The sequence below is a fragment of the Larkinella insperata genome, assembly GCF_026248825.1.
Taxonomy (GTDB): domain Bacteria; phylum Bacteroidota; class Bacteroidia; order Cytophagales; family Spirosomataceae; genus Larkinella; species Larkinella insperata.
In genome coordinates, this window is record NZ_CP110973.1 from 4778498 (window position 1) to 4803622 (window position 25125).

22 protein-coding genes are annotated in these 25125 nt (G+C 55.4%); 15 read left to right on the forward strand and 7 right to left on the reverse strand.

All coding sequences use genetic code 11. The features are described 5' to 3' along the window. Positions 1-74: 74 nt before the first annotated feature. A complete protein-coding gene (locus OQ371_RS19415; protein ID WP_265989961.1) occupies positions 75-1358 on the reverse strand; it encodes a hemolysin family protein in 1284 nt (427 codons plus the stop codon). Between the two features lie 145 nt (positions 1359-1503). Between OQ371_RS19415 and OQ371_RS19420 the strand changes: the two genes are divergently transcribed. After that, positions 1504-2202: an NUDIX hydrolase gene (locus OQ371_RS19420; RefSeq protein ID WP_265989963.1), complete on the forward strand. Its 699-nt coding sequence runs from the start codon at positions 1504-1506 to the stop codon at positions 2200-2202. A 59-nt stretch (positions 2203-2261) separates the two neighbouring features. Here the strand turns inward: OQ371_RS19420 and coaD are convergent, their stop codons facing one another. The 4 genes from coaD to OQ371_RS19440 form a co-directional block, all read right to left on the reverse strand. Beyond that, complete coding sequence (gene coaD, locus OQ371_RS19425) at positions 2262-2717, reverse strand: pantetheine-phosphate adenylyltransferase (protein WP_265989964.1); 456 nt, start codon at positions 2715-2717, stop codon at positions 2262-2264. A 45-nt stretch (positions 2718-2762) separates the two neighbouring features. Beyond that, on the reverse strand, positions 2763-3635 hold the full coding sequence (locus OQ371_RS19430) for a DUF3822 family protein (protein ID WP_265989965.1): 873 nt from the start codon (positions 3633-3635) through the stop codon (positions 2763-2765). A gap of 123 nt (positions 3636-3758) precedes the next feature. Further along, the gene (locus tag OQ371_RS19435) at positions 3759-4247 is read right to left on the reverse strand and encodes an NUDIX domain-containing protein (protein ID WP_265989967.1); all 489 of its coding nucleotides are present in this window, start codon (positions 4245-4247) and stop codon (positions 3759-3761) included. Positions 4248-4373: 126 nt separating this feature from the next. Continuing rightward, entirely contained in the window at positions 4374-4811 is a 438-nt protein-coding gene (locus OQ371_RS19440; RefSeq protein WP_265989969.1) for a CBS domain-containing protein, read from the reverse strand. Positions 4812-5009: 198 nt separating this feature from the next. Here OQ371_RS19440 and OQ371_RS19445 point away from each other — a divergent pair, with 198 nt between their 5' ends. From OQ371_RS19445 to OQ371_RS19460, 4 genes are read left to right on the forward strand one after another with little or no spacing between them, the layout of a single operon-like run. Beyond that, positions 5010-5399, forward strand: a complete 390-nt coding sequence (locus OQ371_RS19445) for a hypothetical protein (RefSeq protein WP_265989970.1) — start codon at positions 5010-5012, stop codon at positions 5397-5399. 40 nt (positions 5400-5439) lie between these two features. Then, positions 5440-6861 (forward strand): ATP-dependent DNA helicase, encoded by a 1422-nt coding sequence (locus tag OQ371_RS19450; RefSeq protein WP_265989971.1) that lies wholly within the window; start codon positions 5440-5442, stop codon positions 6859-6861. Between the two features lie 4 nt (positions 6862-6865). Further along, positions 6866-7159, forward strand: coding sequence for a hypothetical protein (locus OQ371_RS19455; protein ID WP_265989972.1), 294 nt, complete (start codon positions 6866-6868; stop codon positions 7157-7159). Next, positions 7159-7419 (forward strand): hypothetical protein, encoded by a 261-nt coding sequence (locus OQ371_RS19460; protein WP_265989973.1) that lies wholly within the window; start codon positions 7159-7161, stop codon positions 7417-7419. Before OQ371_RS19455 ends, OQ371_RS19460 begins: the two co-directional genes overlap by 1 nt. A 116-nt stretch (positions 7420-7535) precedes the next feature. Here OQ371_RS19460 and ald read toward each other — a convergent pair whose 3' ends face one another. Next, positions 7536-8672 (reverse strand): alanine dehydrogenase, encoded by a 1137-nt coding sequence (gene ald, locus OQ371_RS19465; RefSeq protein ID WP_265989974.1) that lies wholly within the window; start codon positions 8670-8672, stop codon positions 7536-7538. A gap of 170 nt (positions 8673-8842) precedes the next feature. Here ald and OQ371_RS19470 point away from each other — a divergent pair, with 170 nt between their 5' ends. After that, entirely contained in the window at positions 8843-9304 is a 462-nt protein-coding gene (locus OQ371_RS19470; RefSeq protein ID WP_265989975.1) for an Lrp/AsnC family transcriptional regulator, read from the forward strand. 24 nt (positions 9305-9328) lie between these two features. On the opposite strand, the gene OQ371_RS19475 is transcribed toward OQ371_RS19470, so the two are convergent. Further along, positions 9329-10333, reverse strand: coding sequence for a LacI family DNA-binding transcriptional regulator (locus OQ371_RS19475; protein WP_265989976.1), 1005 nt, complete (start codon positions 10331-10333; stop codon positions 9329-9331). Positions 10334-10597: 264 nt separating this feature from the next. Between OQ371_RS19475 and OQ371_RS19480 the strand changes: the two genes are divergently transcribed. The 9 genes from OQ371_RS19480 (at position 10598) to OQ371_RS19520 (ending at position 25120) form a co-directional block, all read left to right on the forward strand. Next, a complete protein-coding gene (locus tag OQ371_RS19480; protein WP_265989977.1) occupies positions 10598-11722 on the forward strand; it encodes an amidohydrolase family protein in 1125 nt (374 codons plus the stop codon). Between the two features lie 63 nt (positions 11723-11785). Continuing rightward, on the forward strand, positions 11786-12985 hold the full coding sequence (locus OQ371_RS19485; protein ID WP_265989978.1) for an acyltransferase family protein: 1200 nt from the start codon (positions 11786-11788) through the stop codon (positions 12983-12985). An 87-nt stretch (positions 12986-13072) separates the two neighbouring features. After that, on the forward strand, positions 13073-16183 hold the full coding sequence (locus OQ371_RS19490; protein WP_265989979.1) for a SusC/RagA family TonB-linked outer membrane protein: 3111 nt from the start codon (positions 13073-13075) through the stop codon (positions 16181-16183). A 13-nt stretch (positions 16184-16196) separates the two neighbouring features. Then, complete coding sequence (locus OQ371_RS19495; RefSeq protein ID WP_265989981.1) at positions 16197-17642, forward strand: RagB/SusD family nutrient uptake outer membrane protein; 1446 nt, start codon at positions 16197-16199, stop codon at positions 17640-17642. An 84-nt stretch (positions 17643-17726) separates the two neighbouring features. After that, positions 17727-20141, forward strand: a complete 2415-nt coding sequence (locus OQ371_RS19500) for a WD40/YVTN/BNR-like repeat-containing protein (RefSeq protein WP_265989982.1) — start codon at positions 17727-17729, stop codon at positions 20139-20141. Positions 20142-20278: 137 nt separating this feature from the next. Next, positions 20279-21664, forward strand: a complete 1386-nt coding sequence (locus OQ371_RS19505) for a heparin lyase I family protein (RefSeq protein ID WP_265989983.1) — start codon at positions 20279-20281, stop codon at positions 21662-21664. A gap of 38 nt (positions 21665-21702) precedes the next feature. Further along, positions 21703-22818 carry an amidohydrolase family protein gene (locus OQ371_RS19510; protein WP_265989985.1) on the forward strand — a complete coding sequence of 372 codons (1116 nt, stop codon included), beginning with the start codon at positions 21703-21705 and terminating at the stop codon, positions 22816-22818. A 341-nt stretch (positions 22819-23159) separates the two neighbouring features. After that, complete coding sequence (locus tag OQ371_RS19515) at positions 23160-24263, forward strand: GHMP family kinase ATP-binding protein (RefSeq protein ID WP_265989986.1); 1104 nt, start codon at positions 23160-23162, stop codon at positions 24261-24263. Next, the gene (locus OQ371_RS19520) at positions 24260-25120 is read left to right on the forward strand and encodes a sugar phosphate nucleotidyltransferase (protein ID WP_265989988.1); all 861 of its coding nucleotides are present in this window, start codon (positions 24260-24262) and stop codon (positions 25118-25120) included. Before OQ371_RS19515 ends, OQ371_RS19520 begins: the two co-directional genes overlap by 4 nt. Positions 25121-25125 lie beyond the last annotated feature (5 nt).

The window sequence follows — 25125 nt, forward strand, 5'->3', positions numbered from 1 at the left end:
AGGTGGGACGAATGATGAACGAATCGCTGCCGGTCTAATGACCCTGCATTGACCCTCGTTCATCGTAGTAAGCTTTATTCTTCCGCCCGTTTCGTAACCAGAATTTTGTCGATGCGGCTCTTGTCCATGTCCACAATTTCAAACTGGTAATCCTGCCACGAGAAGGTTTCGCCGGTTTTCGGAATGTCTTTGATAATTTGCAGGGCGAATCCACCCAGGGTATCGAAACCGGTGAGCTCGCGCCGGTTTTGCAGGACAATGTCGAAATAATCGAGGAAATCGTCAAACGGTATCTGGGCATCGATCAGGTAGCTGCCGTCACCCCGTTCAACAATCTCAAACTCGAATTCGTTGGTGTCCGAAATATCACCCACCAGCGCGTCAACGATGTCGTTGAGCGTCACCATGCCCAGCACTCCGCCGTATTCGTCGACAATGACACCCACGTACTGCCGTTTTTCCCGAAACCGTTCGAGCACCTGGTAGGCCATGTTGCTTTCCGGAATGTACAGAATGTCGCGCTTGATTTCTTCCAGCCGGGTGAGCTGATCGTCCAGGTCTTTGCCCAGAAAATCCTTGCTGTTGATCAGTCCGATCATTTCATCGACGCTACCCCGGCAGAGCGGGTAGTGCGAGTGCCGGTGTTCGATGATCGACTGCCGGTTTTCTTCTACGGTGGCTTCCACATCGAGAAAAACCATTTCCTGCCGGTTGGTCATCAGCGAAGTAATTCGGCGGTCGCCGAGTTGAAATACGTTCTGGACAATCTCCTGCTCAATTTCTTCAATCACCCCGCCGGAGGTTCCTTCCTGAATCAAGCTTTTTATTTCTTCTTCCGTGACCGCACTGGCATTCGGTTTGATGTTAAGAATCTTGATGATGAGATCGCTCGAAAAGGCCAGCAGGCTGATGAAGGGAGCGGTTAGTTTGGAGAGCACGTTCATGGGCCGCACCACGAATTTGGCAATGCCTTCGGGGTTCGACAGACCGATGCGTTTGGGAACCAGCTCGCCCAGCACCAGCGACAGGTAGGTAATCAGGACCACGGTTACGGTCACGGCAATGCTGTTGGCGTACGGTTGGAGGAGCGGGAATTGGGTAACGAACGCCGAAATTTGTCCCGTCAGGCTGTCACCACTGAAAATACCGGTAAGAATACCGATCAGGGTGATGCCAATTTGAACGGTGGCCAGAAAACGGTTGGGAGATTCCGCCAGCTTCAGGGCTTCTTCGGCCCGGCGGTCGCCGTTGCGGGCGTCGGTTTCGAGTCGGGCTTTTCGGGAGGAAACCAGCGCGATCTCCGATAGAGAGAAAACACCGTTGAGAATGACTAAAAAGAGTATTATTGCAAGTTCCACACGGGGAAAAGTTGGCGTCTTGCAAAAATAGTAGTTTTAGTTTCTCTTCAAAGATGAATGGTTTATCTAAATTTGTTTACCAATAACCGAATACCGGTACGTCGACGGTTCGACGGAATTGTTCACACAGTTGCTTAACGACCTCATGACCATTTTTATTGACGATCGACCCATTCATTTGAAGGGTGCCAAGCAGGCCGCTAAGCTGCAGGGTGAGGCAGTAGCCAACCAATTGGAGTATGATCGCATCATCGACGCTCGACTCGATGGCTTGAAATTGAACGCTCTGAAAGGGCATTTGCTGGTGCTGAACGCAACGCCCGGCACCGTGGAGAAACTGGTCAGCTTGCTCAACAACTACAATGTCAGCGAATTAAATTCCGTGACGCTGGTGGCCGTGGAAAAAAAAGCGGTGGAAGAAAAATTCAAGAGTTTGTACAAGGTGGTAAAAGCAGCCGGGGGCGTGGTGTTTAAGGGCGACAAAATGCTGCTGATTTTCCGGCGCGGCAAGTGGGATTTACCGAAAGGCAAACTCGACGACGGCGAGTCGTCGCGGGTGGCGGCTGTGCGGGAGGTTGAGGAGGAAACCGGGGTGAAAGCCGCCCTGGAAAACCGGATCTGCACCACCTGGCACACCTATACGCTCAACGGCAGCCGCATTCTGAAGCGGACCAAATGGTATCAGATGGCCTGCCTCGACGATTCCGGGATGACCCCCCAGGTAGACGAAGACATTGAACAAATCGCGTGGATGGACGCCAAGAAAACGGCGTTGGCCATGACCAATTCATTCAGCTCGATCCGCTTTGTGATTGACTCAGTCAACGAGAAGGTAAACGAATAGGAATGATGCGTTATGAATGATGAAACGTAGCGTAATTCATCGTTCATAACGCGTTATGCTCATGAAAGCCGATAGGGCAGAAACTCATCGATTTTTTTACCGTACCGGTGCAGTTCCCGGATGATGCTCGAACTGATGGGGGCCAGGTGGGGGGATGTAATCAGAAAGACGGTTTCAACGTCTTCGTATACATACCGGTTGACCTGCGAAATGCTGTTTTCGTACTCAAAATCCGTCGTGTTGCGTAGCCCCCGCAGCAGAAAACGAGCGCCCAGCTCCCGGGCGACATTGGCCGTCAGATCATCGTAACTCACCACCCGCACGGCCGGATAATCCGCAAACGTTTTCTCGATTAATTCGGCCATTACGTCCAGCGGAAAATACCGTTGTTTGTTGGCGTTGCGACCAATGCCGATAACGACTTCATCAAACAGCTTCAGCCCGCGCAAAACGATATCTTCGTGGCCTTTTGTAAACGGGTCGAACGAGCCGGGGAAAAGCGCAATTCGTTTCATAAAAGTTTGGAGAATAGCGAGAAATGCCGTTGGAATGGTCCTTCGTCAGTCGATGAGGGCGGTGCCGAACAGGCTGAAATAACGGTGGTCGGGAATCTCGTCGAAAGCCGGGGTTAGGACCAGTTCCGACGGATGGGTTCCAAACTGAATTTGCGGAAAGAACTGCTCCAGCGCCGTGTACATCTCCGCGAACGGGGTGATTTCACCAAACAAAACCAGCTTCAACTCCTTCGGGTCGGTTTTCAGCTCGTTGACCACGTACAGAATGTAGTACACCAGATCGGTCGAATTTTTGTAAGCGAACCGGTTGCAGAACATAAACTGCCCCCCTTTCCGGAAAATAACCGTAACGGTTTCAGCCTCAAAGTTCAACGACAGTTTGTGGGAAGAATCCAGCACGGAATCCTTCAGGGCCGTAGCCTGAATCAGGGCGCTCGACTGGTGAATCACGGTGGTTTGCTGCAACGGGTAGGTGGCCGCCAGCCAGTCGGTCAGGGCGTTGTCGATGCTGAACACGGCGTGAAACTCTTCTTTCCGGTGGGCATAAGCCAGCGCATGTTCCGTCAGCGAAAGCGGATTGCCGCGCATCAGTTGCAGGTACTGAGCCGCGTATTCTTTCCGAAACAGGTGCGATGGAATCAGCGTAAACGAAGGGGAATTGACCGCAATGGTAATCGTTTTCCAGTAAGCCGACTGAAGAACCGGGTGGTTGTGGTAAATCGCCTGCAACGACGGCAACAACGGGTTTTCGGTCAAAAGCGTCGGAAACGTGTAATCTTCCAGCCAGAAGCACCGGTGGGTTCCGGGTTCGACGACACAGAACCGAAAACGCTCTTTGCTCATCTCCAGACAAAGCTGAAATGAGTCGGTCTGCGTAACGTCAAAAGAATCTTCCCGAAGGGCTACGGTTGGGGTCACGGCGGCTAACGTATCGGTATGCACAAAAAAAGTAAATGATAAAAATGAACGCAGAGGAGACGGGTTTCCCAGCAGGAATCCGCTTCCTCTGCTAAAACTACAAAAATACCGAACAGGCTTCCGCTATTGTTTCAAATATCCTTTTAAGTGGAAAACATCTTCCATCGACCGGCATTGCTGAAACATCCGGTGCACTTCGCTTTCGGGGTAACGTTTGATTTCGTCAAACGTCAGCAGCCGAACTTCCGTGATGATCTGGTGGTCGGCCGCCATTTCCGGATCGAAACCCTGGCGAAGCTGCCCCCCGATGATCCGGACGTCAAAAAACAATTCCATGGCATGCAGGGGATCCTGCATGAACTCGTTGACAAACTGCAACTCACCTACTTCAATGTCGAGGCCGGTTTCTTCGTGAAATTCCCGGATGAGGGCTTCATAGGCGGTTTCGCCAAACTGCGGCCCCCCGCCCGGCGGACACCAGAAGGTGTCGGTGGGACCAATGCCCCGATGACGAACCATCAGCAGTTTTCCGTCGATCAGGCAAAGTCCACAAACCCGCAGCCGCAGCCGGTTGCCGTAGAGCCGCTTTACTTCTTCGCGTGCAATATCCAATGTTTGTTAATTTCTGGTCGTTTTTGCACTGCAAATATAGGGAAGAGTTCAGAGTGATGAGCGAAGAATTGCGAGTTAAAAGCAGAAGCCCGCCAACGCATCACCCACCACTCCCGCTTCCTGGGCTCAATACGGGCTTCCTGAGATGTAATTTTCCAGGGAGTCGATGTGCGCTTTCTGGTTGCGGATGATGGCGCTCACCACGTCATTGATGGAAATGATTCCGGTGAGCTCCCCCCCGTCGACTACGGGCAGGTGCCGGATGTGCTTGTCTGACATTAAGACCATGGCGTCTTCGAGTTGGTGCTGGCTGGAAATGGTTATCAGGTTGGAAGTCATCACTTCCCGGATCAGTGTGTCCTTCGACGCCCGGCCTTGCAGAATCCCCTTGCGGGCGTAATCGCGTTCGGAAAAAATCCCGGACAGCTGCTCGCCGTCGATCACCAGCACCGCACCGATGTTTTTAGAAGCCATGGTTTCCAGCGCTTCATAAACCGTCGAGTCGGACGAAACGGAATAGATGGTGTTGATGGTTTTTCCTTGCAAAATCTGACGGATGTTCATGATCAATCGAAGGGGTTTGGTTAGATGGAACAGGAACAAAGTAGAAAATTAATAGGCTATAAGCAAGTTTGTTTTGTGTATCAGGGTTGTTTTGTGCGTAAATTCTTGGAAAAGTCAAATAAAATAAACTGTGTTCAGCCGCGGTGCTCCGGTTGTTTTTGATGAGGCATTCTGATAAGTTTGAAAAAACTACGTCCGATGCAAAAAGCCGCTTCCTACGCTGGCCGAATTCTCCCGGGACTCTTCCTCCTGGCCAATCTGTTTCTCTCGTGCCGACGGTCACCGGTGGGCGACGTGCAGCAGGTGACCAACGCGTTGGTGGGGGCCTGGCAAAAAATCAGCCCCGCACCCTGCAGCCAGGGGTATCCAAACGTCATTGAGTTTACCGCCAACGGTGTTTACCAAACGCAGTCGGAGGAAACGGCAGTGCCGCAGGTCTGGGATACCGGTACGTACGAAGTCGATCGCCAACTCGTTAAAATTGCGAATGCCCGGGAAGTGGCCAGAACGTACCGGTTTGTAATCAAGAACGAAATGGTAACGTTTGAAGACGATCAGGGCTGTAAGTTTCCCTACCGACGACTGTGAATCCGTTGAAAAAACGGGCGTTTTACCGTATATTCGTCCAATGAATGAAACACTCACGCCGGCGCAGTTGCTGGCGAAACGCTTCCCTTTCAAGCCCACGTCCGGACAGCAGCACTTCTTCGAGCAGATGAACCAGTTCATAATCCGCTCGGAACACGAACATTACCGTGATTGCTTCCTGCTGAAAGGGTACGCCGGTACGGGAAAAACCACCCTGATCAGTACGCTGATTAAAGTGCTGCCCAAGTTTGGTTTCAAGTCGGTTCTGCTGGCGCCAACGGGCCGGGCGGCCAAAGTCATGGCCAACTACTCGAAGCGGATGGCCCAGACCATTCACCGGAAAATTTACCGCCAGATTGCCGACGCCAATTCGGGCAACCTGGTTTTCCAGCGGCAGAAAAATTACCACGAAGACACCATCTTTATCGTCGATGAGGCCTCGATGATCAGCGACGATGCCGAAATCGGCATGAACGGTTTGCTGGCCGATCTGGTGGATTTTGTCTTCGAAAACCCCGGCAACCGGTTGATGCTGGTGGGCGACGTGGCCCAGTTGCCGCCCGTTGGCAAGGAGGTAAGCCCGGCGCTGGACAAAGGCTACCTGGAACGGCACTTCGACATGGTAGTGGTAGAGCAGGAACTGCTGGAAGTCATGCGGCAGGACGAACGCTCGGGCATTCTGCTGAACGCGACCAACCTGCGGGACGTGTTGCAGGAACCGCAACCGCACATCAGCCTGAACGTTCGCAAATACAGCGATATTTACAAGATGACCGGTGAGCGGCTGGAAGACGGGATTCGGTATTGTTACGATAAATACGGCCGCGAAAATACCATCATCATTACGCGGTCCAACAAGATGGCGGTGCAGTACAACCAGTACATTCGCCGGGCGATCAACCAGTGCGAGGAAGAACTCGATGCGGGCGACATGCTGATGATCGTCAAAAACAACTATTCCGTGCTCGACGACGACTCGCCCGCGGGCTTTCTGGCCAACGGCGATTTTGTGGAGGTGCTGAAAATCCGCAAACGCGAAGAAGTGCACGGGTTGAAATTCGCCACCGTCACGCTGCGGCTGGTCGATCTGGAGGAGCAGCCCGAGTTTGAAAGCAAAATCATTCTGGATACGCTTTACTCTCCGCAGCCTTCGCTGGGGCGGGACGAAAACCGTCAGCTGTACGAGAGCGTACAGAAAGATTACTTCTACATCAAAACCAAGAAGGAGCGCAACGAAGCCATCCGGCGCGACCCGTACCTGAACGCCCTGCAGGTGAAATTTGCCTACGCCCTGACCTGCCACAAGGCGCAGGGGGGGCAGTGGCCCGCCGTTTTTGTCGATCAGGGCTACCTGCCGGACGGGCAGGTGAATCAGGATTTTGTCCGCTGGCTCTACACGGCCATCACCCGGGCCACCGACGAAGCCTTTCTGATGAATTTCATGCCCCAGTTTTTCCAATAAAACCATGACGCTACAGGAATTTACGAGCAGCTTAACCGGCCCCCGTCCTCCGTTCGGACTACACCCCATTGCCGAAGCACTCTGGCACGACGGCAAGGGCGACTGGGAACAGGCCCACAACATTGCCCAGAGCCGCGAGGGTACCCGCGACTACGACCGGCTGCACGCGTACCTGCACCGCAAGGAAGGCGACAAGTGGAACGCGGGCTACTGGTACCGCCGGACCGGAGCTGCCGTTTTCACCGGAACGCTGGAGGAAGAGTGGCAGGAACTGACTGAGACGTTCCTGAAAAAATAATGACGCTGACCAGACTGTTGGAGCTGATCACGCCGTTCACGATCGTCACCGGCATGGGCGTAGTGATGGTGGGATACGGACTGGCCAATCTCGAGCGGGAAAACATCGTTCTGAATTTATTTTTTGGCATTCCGCTGACGCTGGTGGCAGCCGGGGCGCATTTTCTGGTTCGGCAGGTTTTAAACCGGAATACGCTGTACATCTGGCTGCTCGAAGCCGTGCTGGTGGTGCTGTTCGGGGGCGCGTTTTACCTGATGTAGGCCACAAAAAAAGACGCGACTCATACCGGCCGCGTCTTTGTTATTTTTATTCCTAAACCCTTAAAAAATTGTTGATGAAGTAAGATCTATAAAGTTGATGAAGTGTAATCCGTTTCTTACGCAATTTCTTCTTCTTCCCGACGCAGCAGTTCGTTGACGTCTTCCAGCGGCAGACCAAACGCTTCGGCGACACCCTGGTACACCACTTTGCCATCCACCACGTTGAGGCCGCGTTTCAGCTCCTCGTTTTCCCGGCAGGCTCGCTGCCAGCCTTTGTTGGCCAGTTGCAACGCGTACGAAAGTGTCGCGTTCGTCAGGGCCACGGTTGACGTATAAGGAACAGCGCCCGGCATGTTGGCCACGCAATAGTGCACCACGTTGTCGATCACGTAGGTCGGGTTTTCGTGGGTTGTGGGCGTACAGGTCTCGATACAACCGCCCTGATCAACCGCTACATCGACCAATACCGTTCCGGCGCGCATCAGTTTCAGCATTTCGCGGGTGATGAGGTGAGGCGCCTTGGCACCCGGGATCAGCACCGCGCCGATGATCAGATCCGACTGCTTAACGGCTTCGCGAATGTTGTATTCGTTCGACATCAGGGTGTCCACGTTCTCGGGCATAATGTCCGACAAATACCGTAGCCGCGCCAGGCTGATGTCCATGATCGTGACGTGCGCGCCCAGGCCGGCGGCCATTTTAGCCGCCTGCGCTCCGACGATTCCGCCACCCAGAACCAGGACGTGCGCCGGTTTTACCCCCGGAACACCGCCCAGCAGGATACCGCGTCCTTTCTGTGGTTTTTCCAGGTATTTCGCGCCTTCCTGAACGGCCATCCGGCCCGCTACTTCCGACATTGGAATCAGCAGCGGCAGGCTGCGATCAGCTTTCTCAACGGTTTCGTACGCCAGACAAACGGCTTTCCGCTCGATCATGGCGTGCGTCAGTTCTTCCGAAGAAGCAAAGTGGAAATACGTGAACAGCAATTGGTCTTCCTTAATCAGGTCGTATTCGGAAGCAATCGGCTCTTTTACCTTAATGATCATTTCCGCGATGCCGTACACCTCCTCAATGGTCGGCAGCATGATGGCGCCCGCTTCAATGTATTCTTCATCTTCAAACCCGCTTCCCACACCAGCATTCACTTGAACGTATACGGTATGACCGTACCGCCGAAATTCCGAAACTCCGGCTGGCGTAAGCGCAACCCGATTTTCATTGTTTTTAATTTCCTTGGGAACACCGATAACCATGGTACTAAGGGATTGTTGTTGATGAATAAGACCACACAAAGGTATCAATCACCAAACAGATTTCTGATTCCTTAACTCATTTTAGGAAATAGTGTTTATTTTTCGTAGTATAGAAGGAAAAAATTTGGCCGCCCCCACCCGTAACGACCCCGTAAAGAAAAAATTCCGTCATGGCTTCGGTAGACAACATCGATCGGCAAATCATTGCCCTTTTGCAGGAAAATGCCCAACTCACCATTCAGGAGATTGGTCAGAAGATAAATCTCTCCAAATCCCCCGTGCACGAGCGCATCAAACGGCTCGAGCGGGAAGGGATCATTGAGAAATACGTCACCTTGCTGAACAAAAAAAAGCTGGGAAACCTGCTGGTGGTGTTCTGCCACGTTACCCTTGATAAACAAACCCGCGAAACCTTCGTAGTGTTTGACCAAACCATCGCACAACTACCGGAAGTGATGGAGTGCAACCTGGTGTCGGGCACCTTCGATTACCTGCTGAAGATCGTCGTACGCGACATGGAAGCCTACAACCGCTTCTACCAGGAACGGCTTTCGGTCATTCCCGGCATTCTGAACATCAGCAGTTTTTTTGTGATGTCGGAAGTGAAAAACACGACCGTTATACCGGTTTGACCTCCGCAACGGCCCGCACGAAATTTACTGCCTTACGATCAGCTTGTGCGGAATGACGACTTCCTCCCGCGTAAAGTGCTGGGGGTCCTCGATGGCGGCAATCAGGAGTTGAATGGCTTTGGTGCCCATGTCGTGCGGAAACTGCTCGATGGAGGCAATGGGCGGGTGTTCGAGGTAGGAACAGAACGGAAGATTGGAGAAACTGCCGAAATAAATATCCTGGTTGATCGCCAGACCCCGCTGACGGCAGACCTGCATGGCATCCAGGGCCACGTAATCGTTGAAGGCCAGCACGGCCTGCGGAGGCTCGGGCAGGTCGAGCAGTTCGCTCATTTTTCGGGCGGTATCCTCCTTGCTCAGGTTGACGCTGCGGACGTACGCCCGGTTGATGGGGATGCCGTGCCGGTTCATGACGGTGACGTAGCCTTTCAGCCGCTCGTCGGTGGCCTGCAGGGTGCCGGGGCCGTTGAGCAGGGCAATCCGCGAAAGGCCAAGGGAAATCAGGTATTCGACGGCTTCGATGGCCCCCGCGGTAACGTCCACGTACACGCAGCTATTGGGAAGGTTTCGGGCAACCCGGTCGAAAAAAACGATGGGAATGCCGTGCTTGTTAACCTCCAGAAAGTGGCTGTTGTTCTGGGTTTCCGACGCCAGCGAAACAATAATGCCGTCCACACCGTGTTTGACCAGATTTCCCACCACCAGCCGCTCCCGTTCGTAATCGTTGCGCGACTGCATTACCACCACGCTGTAACCCTTGCTGATGGCCACATCCTCAATGGCCGAGATGGCCGTCGAGAAAAACTGCTCCGTCAAAAAGGGCAGCACCACGCCGATGTTGTGCGTTCGTCGGCGCTTCAGGTTGATGGCGGTGGGGTTCGGAACGTAATCCAGTCGTTTGGCCAGTTCGTGCACCCGTTCCCGCGTACGAAGTCCGATGCTGGGATGATTTTGCAAAGCCCGGGATACCGTTGAAACCGTAACGCCCAGTTGCCTGGCAATCTCTTTCATGGTGGTAGGATGAACCATACGATCGTTGGATGTGGTTGGGTTATGTGGATTTGGCCCTAAAAATAAAGAATCTGTTGGATTCGACTAAAAACCACGCAATCGGTTGCGTAGGCTTACACAATCGATTGTTTAGCTGCCCGATGGGTTTGTTGTCCAATATAAAATTTTGATCATTTACTGATAAGTATAATTTTGTTTTGGCTCTGGTGGGATATGCAGTACAATGTTTATCGAAAAGAGTCGGCTATTCTGATAACCCCCAAACCTTTTATTCTGTTAACGATGATTTTCTCTCTAATCCGAAAAAGCACACTCTATTTTTTCGTAAGCGGTCTGATGGGATGGCTGTTTCTGGGGCCCCGGTCCGCGGTAGCGCAGGGCGTAGAGAATCTTCGGTTAACGGATTACCGGCCGCAGTCGATCTACCGGATTCCGAAAACCACCGTCACCAAAGCCAAATTTCCGGTGATCGACGTGCATTCGCATGATTTTTTAACAAATTCCGGGGGGGATCTGGCGCAATGGGTGAAGACGATGGATGGGCACGGCATCAAAAAGACCATCGTCCTGACGATGTCGACGGGTGCCCGATTCGACTCGCTGGTGGCCAAGTATAAAGCCTATCCGGACCGGTTCGACCTCTGGTGCGGGTTTGATTTTACGGGCTACGACAAAGACCCGAAATGGACCGACCACGCCATCAAAGAACTGGAACGGTGCCAGAAAATGGGAGCGAAGGGCATCGGGGAAGTGGGCGACAAGGGCCTGGGGCTGTTTTACGACCGTCCGACCAAAGCGTACGGGATGCACATCGACGATCCGCGCATGAAACCACTCCTGAAGCGCTGCGGAGAACTCGGGATGCCCATCAACATCCACGTGGCCGAATCGTACTGGATGTACCAGAAAGTCGATTCAACCAACGACGGGTTGATCAATGCCGCCAAATGGCACGTTTATCTGAACCAGCCCGATATTCTGAACCACGGGCAGATGATCAAAACGCTTGAAAATGCGGTGCGCGACAACCCCGGCACCACGTTTATTGCCTGCCATCTGGCCAATTGCGATTACGACCTGACGATTCTGGGCAAGATGCTCGATACGTACCCGAACCTGTACGCCGACATCTCGGCCCGCTACGGTGAAACGGCTACGATTCCGCGCTACATGAAGAAATTTTACGAACGGTATCAGGACCGGCTGCTGTACGGCACCGACATGGCCATCACCGACCACATGTACCAGACCACGTTCCGGATTCTGGAAACTGCCGACGAGCATTTTTACGAAATCGACGAATACCATTACCACTGGCCGCTGCACGGTTTTGACCTGAGCGATCAGGTGCTTAAAAAGCTGTATTCCGAAAACGCCGAGAAGCTCCTGTATCGGAAGAAGCGCTGATTTCTAACAGCTTCTTTCTCAAACGCGTACTTCCTTCCTGACCTATTTTAACCCGACAATCAGATGATTGCCCAACCCGTCGTGCGCGAAAAAAAAGCCGAGCGCTACCTGTCCCTGGACGTTTTTCGGGGCGTTGTCATGGTTTTTTTGCTGACCGAAACCACGCTCGAACTGCCCCGGATGGCGGCATTTTACCCCGACAGCGCTTTCTGGAATTTCATCAGCTACCAGACGTCGCACGAAATCTGGATTGGCTGCCGGGCCTGGGATCTGATTCAGCCGTCGTTTATGCTGATGGTGGGTGTGGCCGTGCCGTTTTCCATCGCCAGCCGGCTCGCCAAGGGAGCCACCCCGGCCGATCTCTGGCGACACACGTGGCGTCGAACCGTGATTCTGATTTTGCTGGGCATTTTCCTGCGGTCGATGGGCGCGGAGCAGACCAATTTCACCTTTGAGGATGTCATTACGCAAATCGGGTTGGGATACCCACTTCTGTTCTGGCTGGCGTTTCGCCCGGAGCGGGTGCAGTGGGCGGCCCTGGCGGTAATTCTCATCGGTTATTGGGCCTTGTTTGCGTTCTGGCCAACCACCGACGCGTATTTGCTGCAACCAAACGGCCAGGTTGAAGGCCAGCCGTACCAGCCGCTGACGGGTTTCTTCGCCCACTGGAACATCCAAGCCAATCCGGCGGCTTATTTCGACCGGTGGTTTCTAAACCTTTTTCCCCGCGAAAACCCGTTTGTGATCAATGCGGGCGGCTACCAGACGCTGAGCTTCATTCCGTCGCTGGGCACCATGCTGCTGGGCTTGCTGGCCGGTGAGCGGCTGCGGCAGGAGAACCCGGTGCCGACTAAAATCCGGACGCTGGTCGTTTGGGGAATCGCCGGTATAGCACTCGCTTGGCTTTTGCACCTTGCCGGTATTTGCCCAATTGTCAAGCGCATCTGGACACCCACCTGGACGCTTCTCAGCGCTGGACTGGTGTTTCTGATGCTGGCCTTTTGGGTCTGGGCGGTCGAGGTCCGGGGCTGGCGCCGGGGCACGGTCTGGCTGGTGGCCGTCGGGGCTAATTCGATGGCGGCTTACCTCACGCACTGGACCATTCACGGCTGGATGCGCGATAACCTCCAGACCAACCTGGGGTTGCTCATCAACGGTTTAGACGACGGTGTTCAGCATCTGATCATCGGTAGTCTGGCGTTTGCGCTGGCCTGGTACGTCCTGTACTGGCTGTATCAACGGAAGGTTTTTGTCCGCATTTAAGCCGTTTACGGCACCATTCCTATTCATGCCAAATTATAAAAAAGTGCTGATAATTAATGCGTTATTCTTAGTCAAACCTATTAAGTTATGCCCCATTTACTACTAATTCGCTGCCTGTCACTCAGCGTTCTGCTGAGTGTGGCTTACGCCCAGGCGCACGGCACCACGCCCGCGCTCAGGCGTATGGAACGCGTCATTTCGGGAAGAGTGACCGGCAATGACGGCCCGCTGCCGGGTGCCAGCATCGTTGTGAAGGGAACAACGGTCGGAACCACCACCGATACCGAAGGGAAATACACCCTGCGGGCTGCTGATAAGGCCACAACGCTGGTTGTATCGTACATCGGGTATTTACCGCAGGAAATCGCGATCGGAAACCGGACGACGATTGATATTGTGCTGCAGCAGGACGCCAACACCTTGTCCGAGATGGTGGTGGTGGGCTACGGTACCCAGCGCAAAAGCGACCTGACGGGTTCCATCAGCTCCATCAAGGCGGCTGACATTACGCAGTTGCCGACCCAGCGGGTCGATCAGGCATTGCAGGGCCGCGCAGCCGGGGTGATGGTGTTGAATACCGACGGCGCACCGGGCGGTAACACCACCATCCGGGTGCGGGGGATGAACTCCATCAACGGCGGCAACAACGCCCTGATCGTAATCGACGGTTTGCAGGGCGGTAACCTCAACTCGCTCAATCCGAACGACATCGAAAACATCGAAGTGCTGAAAGATGCCTCGGCGACGGCCATTTACGGGTCGCAGGGAGCCAACGGGGTGATTCTGATTACGACCAAAATGGGCAAGAAAGGAAAGCCCATGATTACCTACAGCTACAACATCGGGGTCCAGAACCTGCGCAACAAACTCGACGTGATGAATGCCGCCGATTTTGCCCGGACGGTCAACGCCAACATCGCCACGCAAACCGGTTCCGGCAACATCCCCGTTCCGATGTTTACCGATGCCCAGATTCGGGACTACGAACAAACCGGCGGCACCGACTGGCAGGATGTGGTTTACCGAACGGCAACGCTGCAAAATCACCAGCTGTCCATCAGCGGGGGCACCGAAAACCTGCGGTACCTCGTCTCGGGCGGCTACCTGGATCAGCAGGGAATTCTGGTCAATTCGAGCTACAAACGGTTTTCACTGCGGGCCAACCTAAACACCGACATCACCAAGCGGGTGCGGTTCGGGCTGAACTGGGCCGGATCCAAAGAAGCCGGTAATTCGCCCCCGTTCGGCGACGCCGGGATTAGTTTTCTGGGCAATGCCGTGAACGTGGCCCCGCGCTGGGCACCCACCGAACCGGTTTACGACGCCAACGGCAACTACAGCGTGCACCGGCCCGGCTACGGCGCGTCGGATACCTGGAACCCGCTGGCCAGCGCCATGGAACCGTACATCGACAACAACACCATCCGCAACACGCTGAACGGGTATCTCGAATTTGATCTTTTGAAAGACCTCAAACTGCGCATCACGGGCGGGGCCATCATCCAGAACCTGAACAACCAGCGGTATTACAACCTCAAAACCAAGGAGGGCGTCCAGTACAACGGCTCTGGTACGGTCAACACCGACCTGTACACCCGCTACCAGAACTCCAACATCCTGACCTACGACAAAACCTTTGGCGTTCATCGTTTGACGGCGACGGGCGTGGTGGAGCAGCAGTTTCAGAAATCCTCCGGTTCGGGCACGCAGGCCAAAAATTTCCTGGTTGATCAGACGGGCGTGTTTGATCTGGCCGGTGCAGGTTCGGTCGTCAATTCCTCCTCGGCGTCGGAGCGGGTCATCAATTCGTACCTAGGACGGATCAACTACTCCTACAAAGACAAGTATTTGCTGACGGCCAGCTACCGGGCCGACGGGTCGTCGGTGTTCGGGAAAAACAACAAGTGGGGCTATTTTCCGTCGGCTTCCGTCGCCTGGAACGCGTCCGAGGAGGAGTTTATCCGCAACCTGAACGTTATTTCAAATCTGAAAGTGCGGGCGAGCTGGGGCGTTACGGGCAACCAGGCCATCTCGCCCTACGGCACGCTGGCGCGGATCAGTTCCGGCAGCAACTACCCCTACAACGGCAACAACACCACCGATCTGGGCTTCTACATCGCCAGCGCGGCCAACCCCGATCTGAAGTGGGAAAGCACCACCCAAACCAACCTGGGCCTGGACGTGGCCGTCTTGCGCGGACGGCTGACGGCAACAGTTGACTACTACCACAAAACCACCAAAGATCTGCTGCTCTACCGCGAATTGCCGGGCTACACGGGTTTGGCCAACATCCTGTCCAACATCGGTTCGGTGGAAAACAAGGGGATCGAACTGGCCCTCGGCGGTGATCCGCTGGTGGGTGCCTTCAAGTGGAATACCAATTTCAATGTTTCGGCCAACCGCAACAAGGTGCTGGATCTGGGTACGGCCACGCAGATTTCCTACAAAACCACCGTGGGCGGTTACGGCGTCAACAAAAACTTTATGTACCTGGCGAAAGGAGAACCGTTCGGGCAGATGTACGGCTGGCAGTACGAAGGCGTCTGGAAAACCGGCGAAGCCGAACAGGCCGCCCGCTACGGCCAGCTCCCCGGCGATCCGCGGTATACCGACCTGAACAACGACGGGGTTATTGATACGAAAGACATTAAGGCGATCGGCAACGCGTTTCCCAAGTTTATCTTCGGCTGGAGCAACCGCATGACCTACAAGGCGTTTGAGCTGAATTTTCTGATTCAGGGCACGAAAGGCAACGACATTTTTAACCAGGGCCGGATTCGGCTGGAAGGCCCCGGCGAGGGTACCAGCGCCCGTCTGCTCGACCGCTGGACGCCCGACAATCAGGATACCGACGTGCCGGGCTTTATCGACGGCCTGACCCGCCAGCAGGCCAACCTGACCAACAAAGTGCTCATCGCGGGCGACCAACGCCTGAGCCGCTGGGTGGAAGACGGTTCGTACATCCGGCTGAAAACCGTCACGCTCTCGTACAACGTGCCGCAGGCCCTTTCCGAAAAAGTCAAACTCAGCCGGGTGCGGGCGTACGTTAGTGGCACCAACCTGATTACGCTGACCACCTACAGCGGCTACGACCCGGAAGTCAGTTCGTTTAACGGCAACGACGCCCAGATCGGGGTCGATTTCAGCAACTACCCACCGGCCCGAATCCTGACGTTCGGCATCGATGTTTCCTTCTAAATGGCTCAGAATCATGAAAAAAATACATTTTCCCCAAGCATACACCCTGACGCTGACGGCTTTGCTAACCGCGTTGGTGGGCTGCAAGTCGCTGGAAGAAAACCCGGCCAGCTTCGTTACGCCGGAGAATTTTTATACCTCCAAAGCCCAGGTGGAAGCGGCCTTTGCTTCTTCCATGAATAACCTGTGGAGCGCCTGGGATGGGTATTCCTACGGTTTTGGCCCGTTCGTGAACGACGACCAGATTTACGGCGGTGACCTGAACATCTCGATTTCGCAGGGCGACGGTTTGTGGAAAGCTCATTACGAAGCCCTGCTGAACCTCAACAACCCGATTAGCGCCATCAAGAAAGGCAACTTGCGGGGCGTGGATGACGCGACGGTGAAGCAGTTGCTGGCGCAGGCCAAATTCCTGCGGGCTTTCAATTACTTTATGCTGGTCCGGATGTTTGGCGGAGTGCCACTGCTCACCGAAGAAACGCCCAATACCGCCCAGTTGCAGGTGCCCCGCGCGCCGGCCAAGGAGGTGTATGCCCTGATTGTGAGCGACCTGACGGAAGCCGCTGCGAACCTGCCCAAGACCTGGCCCGCGGCCCAGAAGGCCCGCCCAACCAGCGCAGCCGCCAAGGGATTGCTGGCCAAAGTGTACCTGACGATGGCAACAGCCCCGCTGAACGACGTAAGTTATTACCAGAAAGCCGCCGACATGGCCCTTCAGGTGATGCAGGAAGGCACGTATTCACTGGTGCCGAAGGTCGAAGAGGTGTTTAGTCTGGCCAATAAATACGGACCGGAGATGATGTTCAGCTTCAATTCGAGCGACGACGATCTGGCGACGGACCCGCAAATCTGGGCACCGGGCGTGATGGGCGGCTGGGGCGATTTCAGCGCCAATCCGATCTGGGAGCGCACGTATCCGGCGGGACCGCGCAAGGCCGCTTACCTGATCACGGAATACAACGGTGTTCCGTACACCAAGTGGCCGGGCAACCAGGCGGCTTACATCCGCAAATACCTGAACATTTCGACGGCCGATTTCAACAGCTACCGCTCGACCTCGAACATCCCGATTCTGCGGTTTGCCGACGTGCTGCTGATCTTTGCCGAAGCCGAGAACATGGCGAAAGGTGCACCCACCCAGGCCGCCGTGGATGCCGTCAACAGGGTGATTGACCGGGCCAACGGCAATGTAGCGAATCCGGCTCGTCCCCGGTTAACAACCGCCCTGTCGAAGGACGCCTTCGATAAAGCCGTGATTGAAGAGCGGAATCTGGAGCTGTGCTTCGAATACGACCGCTGGTTTGATCTGGTGCGGAAACGGATGCTCAAAGACGTTAACCCCGAGTGGACGGCCAACTTCTCGGAAGACGACTACCTGTTTCCGATCCCGGAAGCCGATTTGCGCATGAACTCGCTCCTGGAACAAAATCCGGGCTATCCGACGCCCGCGCGAAATTAAACCCGTAGCCCGCCGAACGTTGGCAATAAATCTTCTCAACGTTCGGCGGGTCCTTTGCCGAGTCGATCCTAACCGTTAACCGTCATGAATTCTACACACCGTTTTCGTTTTTGGGGCAGCCTCTTGCTGCTGATCGGCGCTAGCTACTGGCATTCTTCCTGCGCTCAGGCGTTGAAAGCCGCTTCTCAGAAACCGAATGCCAGCCAGCATTCAACGGGCCGCAACGACGCCTGGCGGTATGTGGGGCCGGGCGGGGGTGGGGCCATGTTCAACCCGACGGTGAGTCCGCACAAGACCGACCAAGTGCTGGTCAGTTGCGACATGACGGGGGCGTATATCACCCACAACGCGGGGGAGCAGTGGCGGATGTTCAACCTCCGGATGCCCGTTCAGTTTTTTACCTTTGATCCGCAGAATCCGGATGTGATTTACGCCAATTCGCTGGCCTTATACCGAAGCACCGACGGCGGCACCACCTGGAACGTCGTTTACCCGAATCCAGCCGATATCCGGGGTGTCGTGGCGCAGGGCGATCACGCGTCCGAAGTGCTCGTAACCACCGACAGCACCCGCCGAACCGTTCTGGCGCTGGCCATCGACCCGGCCAATTCCCGGAAACTCTACGCAGCCATCCGCATCGATCAAACCGTTGGGTTTTTCCAATCGACCAATTGGGGGCAAACCTGGACGAAAGAGCGGGAGTTACCCGAAGCCGCCAAAAACATCTACATCGATCCCACCTCACCGGCGAACGCCCGCACGGTTTACGTGACGACAAAGAACGCCATTTACGTCAAAAAAGGAGCCGCCTGGACGGTTAACAAAGGACCGGAGGGCGTGCAAAACCTGACCGCATTTGCGGGCGGTTTTGACCCTAAACAGAAAAAGATAATCCTCTACGCCACGGCCGGAAAGTCTTATTTCAATGCAAAAGGCGATCCGTCGGGTATCTTTTTCACCGACGACGGCGGGGCACACTGGGAAAACCGGCAAACGGGTCTGGTTGCCAGGAACGTTCCGGGGGCCGAACTGCCGGAATGGCGGGGCATTGGCACCAGCGCCGGGCATCCGAATGTGGTGTATGTCTCGTATGTCGGCATCAAAACGCATCCTGATAGTCTGTTTTTCGGGGTTGCCCGCTCGGATGATTTCGGAAAAAGCTGGAAACTGGTTTGGAAAGATCTCGACGGGAAGGGCCAGAGCGTTGCGACTCCCAACATAAAAGAGGGCTGGATCAACGAGCGGTTCGGGGCCGGCTGGGCCGGAAATCCGTTCAACCTGGGCGTGGCCCCGACCAACCCGGACATTTGCTACGGAACTGACTTTGGCCGCACCGTCAAAACCGTTGATGGCGGCCGAACCTGGGAGCAGGTCTACACGAAAAAGGGGGGTGACGGCTGGGTTTCGCGCGGCCTGGAAGTTACGACGGCCTACAGTTTCGTGACCAACCCGTTCGATCCGAAGCACCAGTTTATCACGTACACCGACATTGGGTTGATGGAAAGCCGGGACGGGGGGGCGACCTGGAACAGCGCCACCCGCAACGGCGTACCCAAAGAATGGGTAAATACTACCTACGCGCTGGTGTTTGATCCGAAGGTGAAGGCCCGGGCCTGGGCCGTCATGAGCGGTACGCACGATTTGCCCCGTCCCAAAATGTTTCGGCGAACCAGCCCGAAAACCTACCAGGGCGGTATTCTGGTTACGGACGACGCCGGCACCACCTGGCAGGTTGTCAGTCAGGAGATTGGTGAAGCAGGCATGACCAGCCTTGTTCTCGACCCGGGCAGTAATCCGGCGGCCCGGACGCTGTATGCCTGTGCGTTTGGTAAGGGGGTTTATAAATCAACGGATGGCGGCAAAAGCTGGCAGTTGAAAAACAACGGCATTTCGGGCGAAGAACCGTTTGCCTGGAAACTCGTTCGGCGCCCAACCGATGGCGCGTTGTTTCTGCTGGTGGCCCGGCGCAATGACGACGGCACCATTGGCACTCCGGGCAACGGTGCGCTCTACCGCTCCGACAACGGGGCTGAATCGTGGACCAAACTAGGCTTACCCATCGAAACCAACAGCCCGGTCGATCTGGCCGTTGACCCCCAAGACCCCGAACGGCTGGTGCTGACCGCCTGGGGCCGCAAAACCGCCGGGAAACTGACGCCCGACATTGGCGGGGGCATTTTTCTCTCGACAAACAGCGGCAAAACCTGGAAGCCGGTGTTCCAGAAAGACCAGCACGTTCACGACGTGACCATTGATTCCCGCAACGGCGTTTATTATGCCTGCGGATTCAACTCGGCGGCTTACCGGTCGGAGGACCGGGGCTTGACCTGGGCGCGCATCAAAGGCTATAACTTTAAATGGGGCCAGCGCGTCGAACCCGACCCGCAGAATCCGGAGAACGTCTACATCATCACCTTCGGCGGTGGCGTTTGGCACGGCCCGGCCCGGGGCGACAAAAAAGCCGTGGAGGATATTGTGACACCGGTCGTGGCCTACTGAAGCGGCCGGTTCACCAATGGGTGAGCGCCCAGACCGCCGGTTCCCTTTTTCAGAATTTCGCTAAACTCGGGAAGCCGCCGTTCCCCGCCCAGAAGTGCATTTTTTATTTTGTATAGATCCGTTAAATGAAAACAGTTATGAAAACTTCTTCCTGGTCGGCGTTTTTGCTGATCTCGATGCCGCTGGCGTTGCAATTGACCTCGTGTTTAAAACTGGCCGATCACGACATGGTGCCGGAAGGGCCCGCCGGAAAGTTCAGGATACCGGCCGCCAACGTCAGTACGCCAGCAGCCGTCGACGGTGTCAACATCAAAGACAATGTCGTCGATGGCAGTTTGTCGACCCGCTGGTCCGGCGAGGGCAATCCGCAGTACATCACGCTCGATCTGGGCCAGCCGGGCAAGATTGACTACATCCAGATGGGCTTTCACACGGCAGGTAGCGCCACCCGGACCTCCCGCTTCGACGTGGCGGTTTCGCTGGATAGCCTGAACTGGACGACGGTGCTCGCCAACCAGACCAGCGCCCCGGGGAATACCGACCTGCAAAAATTTGATTTCCCCGATCTGGAGGGCAAATACATCCGGATTACCGGGCGGGGCAACAGCCAGAGCGCCTGGAACAGCTACACCGAAATCGAAGCCTGGGGGTGGGGACCGACGGTTGAACCGCCGGACGAAACCGGGGGTACCGGCGAGCCACCTTACGAAGCTGGAACGCTTGACGTAATTGGAGATTGGGACACCGGCGACGCCAGCCAGTGGGACGGTATTTCGGCCCGCAGCGTGGCCGAGCAGTTTGCGGTGGTCACCTCGCCGGTCCGGCAGGGATCCTACGCGGCCCGGTTTACGGTTCGGCCCGGCGACAAAGTGCAGAAGGCCAACGGGAGCTTTACAAGTGGCGAACGGGCCGAAGCGACGCTCTGGAACTACCAACGCGAAACGCTCAACGACGAGTATTACTACGGTTGGTCGACGCTCTTTCCGGCGGACTGGACGGAGCCGAAGCAGTGGGGTATTTTCATGCAGTGGCACGCCCACACGCCCATTTCTCCGCCGGTAGCCTTTAGCGCCCGCGCCAACAGCGTCCGGGTGGAAGTCAGTTCGGGCAACATCGCCAACGCCTACCCGACGGAGTTTGAAAAAACATACACCATCCTGAACGACCTGAACAAGGGGCAGTGGAACGATTTTATCGTGCGGATTAAGTTCCGGCCGGATGCCACCGGAATGCTGGAAGTCTGGCACAAGCTGAAGTCGGAAAGCACGTTTAAAAAAGTCCTGTCGCTGAAAAACATTCCCACGCTGCAATGGACGCCCAATGCCAGCCAACTGGAGTCGGATTATAAAATTCCGTTTAAACTGAACGGGATGGATGGCTACACCACGGGGTGCTACGTGCAGCACGGTTTGTACCGGCAGGATACGCCCGCCGTGGAGCAGGGCGGTAACATCAACGTGCTGTATCAGGATAACTGGAACCGCGGTACCTCGTTCAGCGCCGTCAAGGCAACTTTTAACTAACGTCAAGGCGGTTTTTTTAGGACAAAAGACAATCGATCATGAAAAAGGCAGGGCGGGGTTTTCGGTTCCGGGCGGTTTGGCTGTCCGCAGTAGGGTGGCTGGGCGTTGCGGCAACGGGCTATTTTCCGATGGCCGACGAGTTCTATTCGCGGGAAGACTTCTCAAACGTGAGTAAAATTGACGCGCACATTCACCTGAGTTCGGCGGATACGACGTTCATTCAGCAGGCCGTGCGCGATCATTTCAGCCTGTTTACGGTCAACGTGGACGGCAAAACGTACCTCGAACAGCGAAACCTCGCCCTGGCCCATGTCAACCAGTATCCCAGGCGGGTGGCCTTCGCGACGACCTTTACCGTCAGCAACTGGAACGACCCCGACTGGCAGCCCAAAACCATTGCCGACCTGAAGGATTCGTTTGCCCGGGGCGCGCTGGCGGTGAAGGTCTGGAAAGGCATCGGCATGGAACTGCGGGACAAAGACGGCTCGTTTGTGATGATCGACGACCCGCGTTTTGATCCGATTTTCGACTTCATGGCGAAGAATAAAATACCGTTGATCAGCCACCAGGGCGAACCCAAAAACTGCTGGCTGCCCGTTTCGGACATGACGGTGGGGTCGGCCAAGCTGTATTTTACCCGCAACCCGCAGCATCACATGTTTCTGCACCCGGAGTATCCGTCGTACGAAAAACACATGGCCGCCCGCGACCGCATGATTGAAAAACATCCGGACCTGGTTGTGATCGGGGCGCACCTGGCAAGCCTGGAATGGAGCGTGGATGAGCTGGCCAAACGACTGGACAAGTACCCGAATCTGGCCGTGGATATGGCGTCGCGGATCATGTACCTCCAGCACCAGGCCACCACCGACTGGCAGAAGGTCCGCCATTTTCTGATCAAGTACCAGGACCGGATTCTTTACGCCACCGACCGGGGCAACTGGGAGGGCGTTTACGACAGCAACGAAGCCCTCAACCGCGAGCTGCACGACACCTGGGTCAGCGACTGGACGTTTCTGGTCACCGATCAGGTGATGACCCACCGGCACGTGGTTGGCGAATTTAGGGGCCTGAAATTGCCCCGGTCGGTCGTTGATAAAATCTACCGAAAAAATGCCGAACGCTGGATTCCGGGTTTAGCCAAACTCCAGTAGGACGAATTGCGTATAACGACGAGCGTTAGATCGTTTTGCCGGATGCATCACCGTACCGCTCACTCCCGTTACGACGACAGGCTCAACCGTTCTGGCGGCTTTGCTCCTGATGCTTGCGGTCAGAGACGGCAGACCGTCCAACGGATAATGCAGCATTCGTTACGGACTCGTACCGCAGCGCAAATGCTTACCGGTGAAAAGTTGCGCAACCGATTGTGTACCCTTCGCAATCGGTTGCGTGGCAGAAAAAGGCACCAGGACGAAAAATAAGCTTATTTTTCAAGACCCGCCCGGCTAGTTTTGTCTGGGCTTTCCACGTAACGTCTAACGAAAATCCCCCTATGTCTTCCGAAATTACTACCTCAGCGCCTGGACGAATCTGCCTTTTTGGCGAGCATCAGGACTATTTAGGATTACCGATCATTGCGGCTGCCATTTCCCGGCGCGTGCAGGTGGCCGGACGATTGCGGTCGGATCGTCAGGTGATTATCAACATGCCCGATATCAACCGCTGCGAACGGTTTGCGCTGGAAGCGGTTATTCCGTACCAGCACTCCAGAGATTACTTCAAAAGTGCAATTAATCTACTGACCCGCAGTGGATTGTCGTTTCCCAATGGAATGGATGTAACGGTTCACGGCACGATTCCCATCAACTCCGGCACGTCGAGTTCGTCGGCCCTGCTGGTAGCCTGGATCAACTGGTTGCTGACTAGCCAGAACCTGGAAAATGACGTGACACTGTCAGAAATCGGGGAGCTGGCCTACCGGGCGGAGGTGCTGGAATTCGGCGAACCGGGGGGTATGATGGATCATTTTGCGACCGCCGTGGGCGAAGTAATGTACCTTGAATCGCAGCCGATGATCAAACTGGAAACCTTTCGGCCCAATCTGGGGACGTTCGTGCTGGGTGACTCGCTCGAACCGAAGGATACCATCGGAATTCTGAAGCACGTCAAATACGGGATGCTGGAAGCCATTCGCAAAATCAGGCTGCACGACGCTGACTTTTCGCTCGATACCGTCCCGCAGGAAGCCGCCCGGGATTATGCCAGGCTCCTGAACGCTGGGGAATTGAGCCTGCTGCAAAGCAATTTATCGGACCGGGATGTGCTGCGGGAAGCCCTGGCGATGTTCCGGACGACCACCATCAACCACCGGCGGATTGGCGAACTGCTCACCATTCACCAGGAAAATCTGCGCGATCACAAGCGGGTTTCAACGCCCAAAATCAACCAAATGATCGACGAATCGCTGAAAGCCGGAGCCTACGGGGCCAAAATCAACGGTTCTGGGGGCGGGGGCTGCATGTTTGCCTACGCGCCCGAAAAGCCCGAAGCCGTAGCCGAAGCCATCGAGCGGGCCGGTGGCAAAGCCCACATTATCCAGGTAGATACCGGCACCCAGGCAACCGTAAAATCACAACCCATATCCGTAAACGTATGAAAAAGAGATTGTTAGTCCTGGCGGGCGGCATGTCGTCCCGCATGAAGAAAGCCGCTGAAAACCTGTCGATTGACGATAAACTGGTGGAGCAGGCCAACACGCTCACCAAGGGCATGATTAGCGTGGGCCGCGAAGGGAAATCCCTGCTCGACTACCAGATCATCAACGCGCAGGAAGCCGGCATTGAAGAGGTGCTGCTGTTGCTGCACCCGGACGACCAGATAACCCAGCCGTATTACGAAGACCGGCAGGCGCAGGGGGATTTGGGCCGGCTGACGGTTTTGTTTGCCCGGCAGTACATCGCCCCCGACCGCACGCGTCCGGCGGGTACCTCCGATGCGGTTTTGCAGTCGCTTCAGCAGCATTCCGATTGGCAGCAGGGTCGATTTGTCGTCTGCAACAGCGATAACCTCTACTCCGTCAGGGCTTTAACCCAGCTCTGGAATTGCGATTATCCCAACGCCCTGATCAGCTACGACCGCGATGCGCTGGGCTTTCCGGAAGAACGCATCAAAGCGTTTGCCCTGATGAAAACCGATCCGGACGGGTATTTGCTGGACATCATTGAAAAGCCGTCGGACGAGCAGGCGGATGCGTTGCGGCACGCGCAGGGACGGCTGGGGGTCAGCATGAACTGCTTCGTTTTCGAGGCCGCCCAGTTGATTCCGTACCTGGAAAAAACACCGTTCCACCCCATTCGGAACGAAAAAGAATTACCCACCACCGTTAGCCTGCTGGCGCAGGAGCAACCCAAGAGCGTCGGAACCGTGCCGTTGGCGGAGGTGGTCCCTGATCTGACCAGTAAACACGATATTGCCATTGTACAGGCTTATTTGGCCAACAGTTTCCAGTTCTAAGCCCT

Coding starts and splice junctions, on each gene's coding strand:
- OQ371_RS19505 (WP_265989983.1), top strand. CDS start 20,279: ATGAAAACTTCTTCCTGGTCGGCGTTTTTGCTGATCTCGATGCCGCTG.
- OQ371_RS19485 (WP_265989978.1), top strand. CDS start 11,786: ATGATTGCCCAACCCGTCGTGCGCGAAAAAAAAGCCGAGCGCTACCTG.
- OQ371_RS19480 (WP_265989977.1), top strand. CDS start 10,598: ATGATTTTCTCTCTAATCCGAAAAAGCACACTCTATTTTTTCGTAAGC.
- OQ371_RS19510 (WP_265989985.1), top strand. CDS start 21,703: ATGAAAAAGGCAGGGCGGGGTTTTCGGTTCCGGGCGGTTTGGCTGTCC.
- OQ371_RS19520 (WP_265989988.1), top strand. CDS start 24,260: ATGAAAAAGAGATTGTTAGTCCTGGCGGGCGGCATGTCGTCCCGCATG.
- OQ371_RS19420 (WP_265989963.1), top strand. CDS start 1,504: ATGACCATTTTTATTGACGATCGACCCATTCATTTGAAGGGTGCCAAG.
- OQ371_RS19460 (WP_265989973.1), top strand. CDS start 7,159: ATGACGCTGACCAGACTGTTGGAGCTGATCACGCCGTTCACGATCGTC.
- OQ371_RS19470 (WP_265989975.1), top strand. CDS start 8,843: ATGGCTTCGGTAGACAACATCGATCGGCAAATCATTGCCCTTTTGCAG.
- OQ371_RS19455 (WP_265989972.1), top strand. CDS start 6,866: ATGACGCTACAGGAATTTACGAGCAGCTTAACCGGCCCCCGTCCTCCG.
- OQ371_RS19440 (WP_265989969.1), bottom strand. CDS start 4,811: ATGAACATCCGTCAGATTTTGCAAGGAAAAACCATCAACACCATCTAT.
- OQ371_RS19445 (WP_265989970.1), top strand. CDS start 5,010: ATGCAAAAAGCCGCTTCCTACGCTGGCCGAATTCTCCCGGGACTCTTC.
- OQ371_RS19515 (WP_265989986.1), top strand. CDS start 23,160: ATGTCTTCCGAAATTACTACCTCAGCGCCTGGACGAATCTGCCTTTTT.
- ald (WP_265989974.1), bottom strand. CDS start 8,672: ATGGTTATCGGTGTTCCCAAGGAAATTAAAAACAATGAAAATCGGGTT.
- OQ371_RS19500 (WP_265989982.1), top strand. CDS start 17,727: ATGAATTCTACACACCGTTTTCGTTTTTGGGGCAGCCTCTTGCTGCTG.
- coaD (WP_265989964.1), bottom strand. CDS start 2,717: ATGAAACGAATTGCGCTTTTCCCCGGCTCGTTCGACCCGTTTACAAAA.
- OQ371_RS19495 (WP_265989981.1), top strand. CDS start 16,197: ATGAAAAAAATACATTTTCCCCAAGCATACACCCTGACGCTGACGGCT.
- OQ371_RS19475 (WP_265989976.1), bottom strand. CDS start 10,333: ATGGTTCATCCTACCACCATGAAAGAGATTGCCAGGCAACTGGGCGTT.
- OQ371_RS19450 (WP_265989971.1), top strand. CDS start 5,440: ATGAATGAAACACTCACGCCGGCGCAGTTGCTGGCGAAACGCTTCCCT.
- OQ371_RS19490 (WP_265989979.1), top strand. CDS start 13,073: ATGCCCCATTTACTACTAATTCGCTGCCTGTCACTCAGCGTTCTGCTG.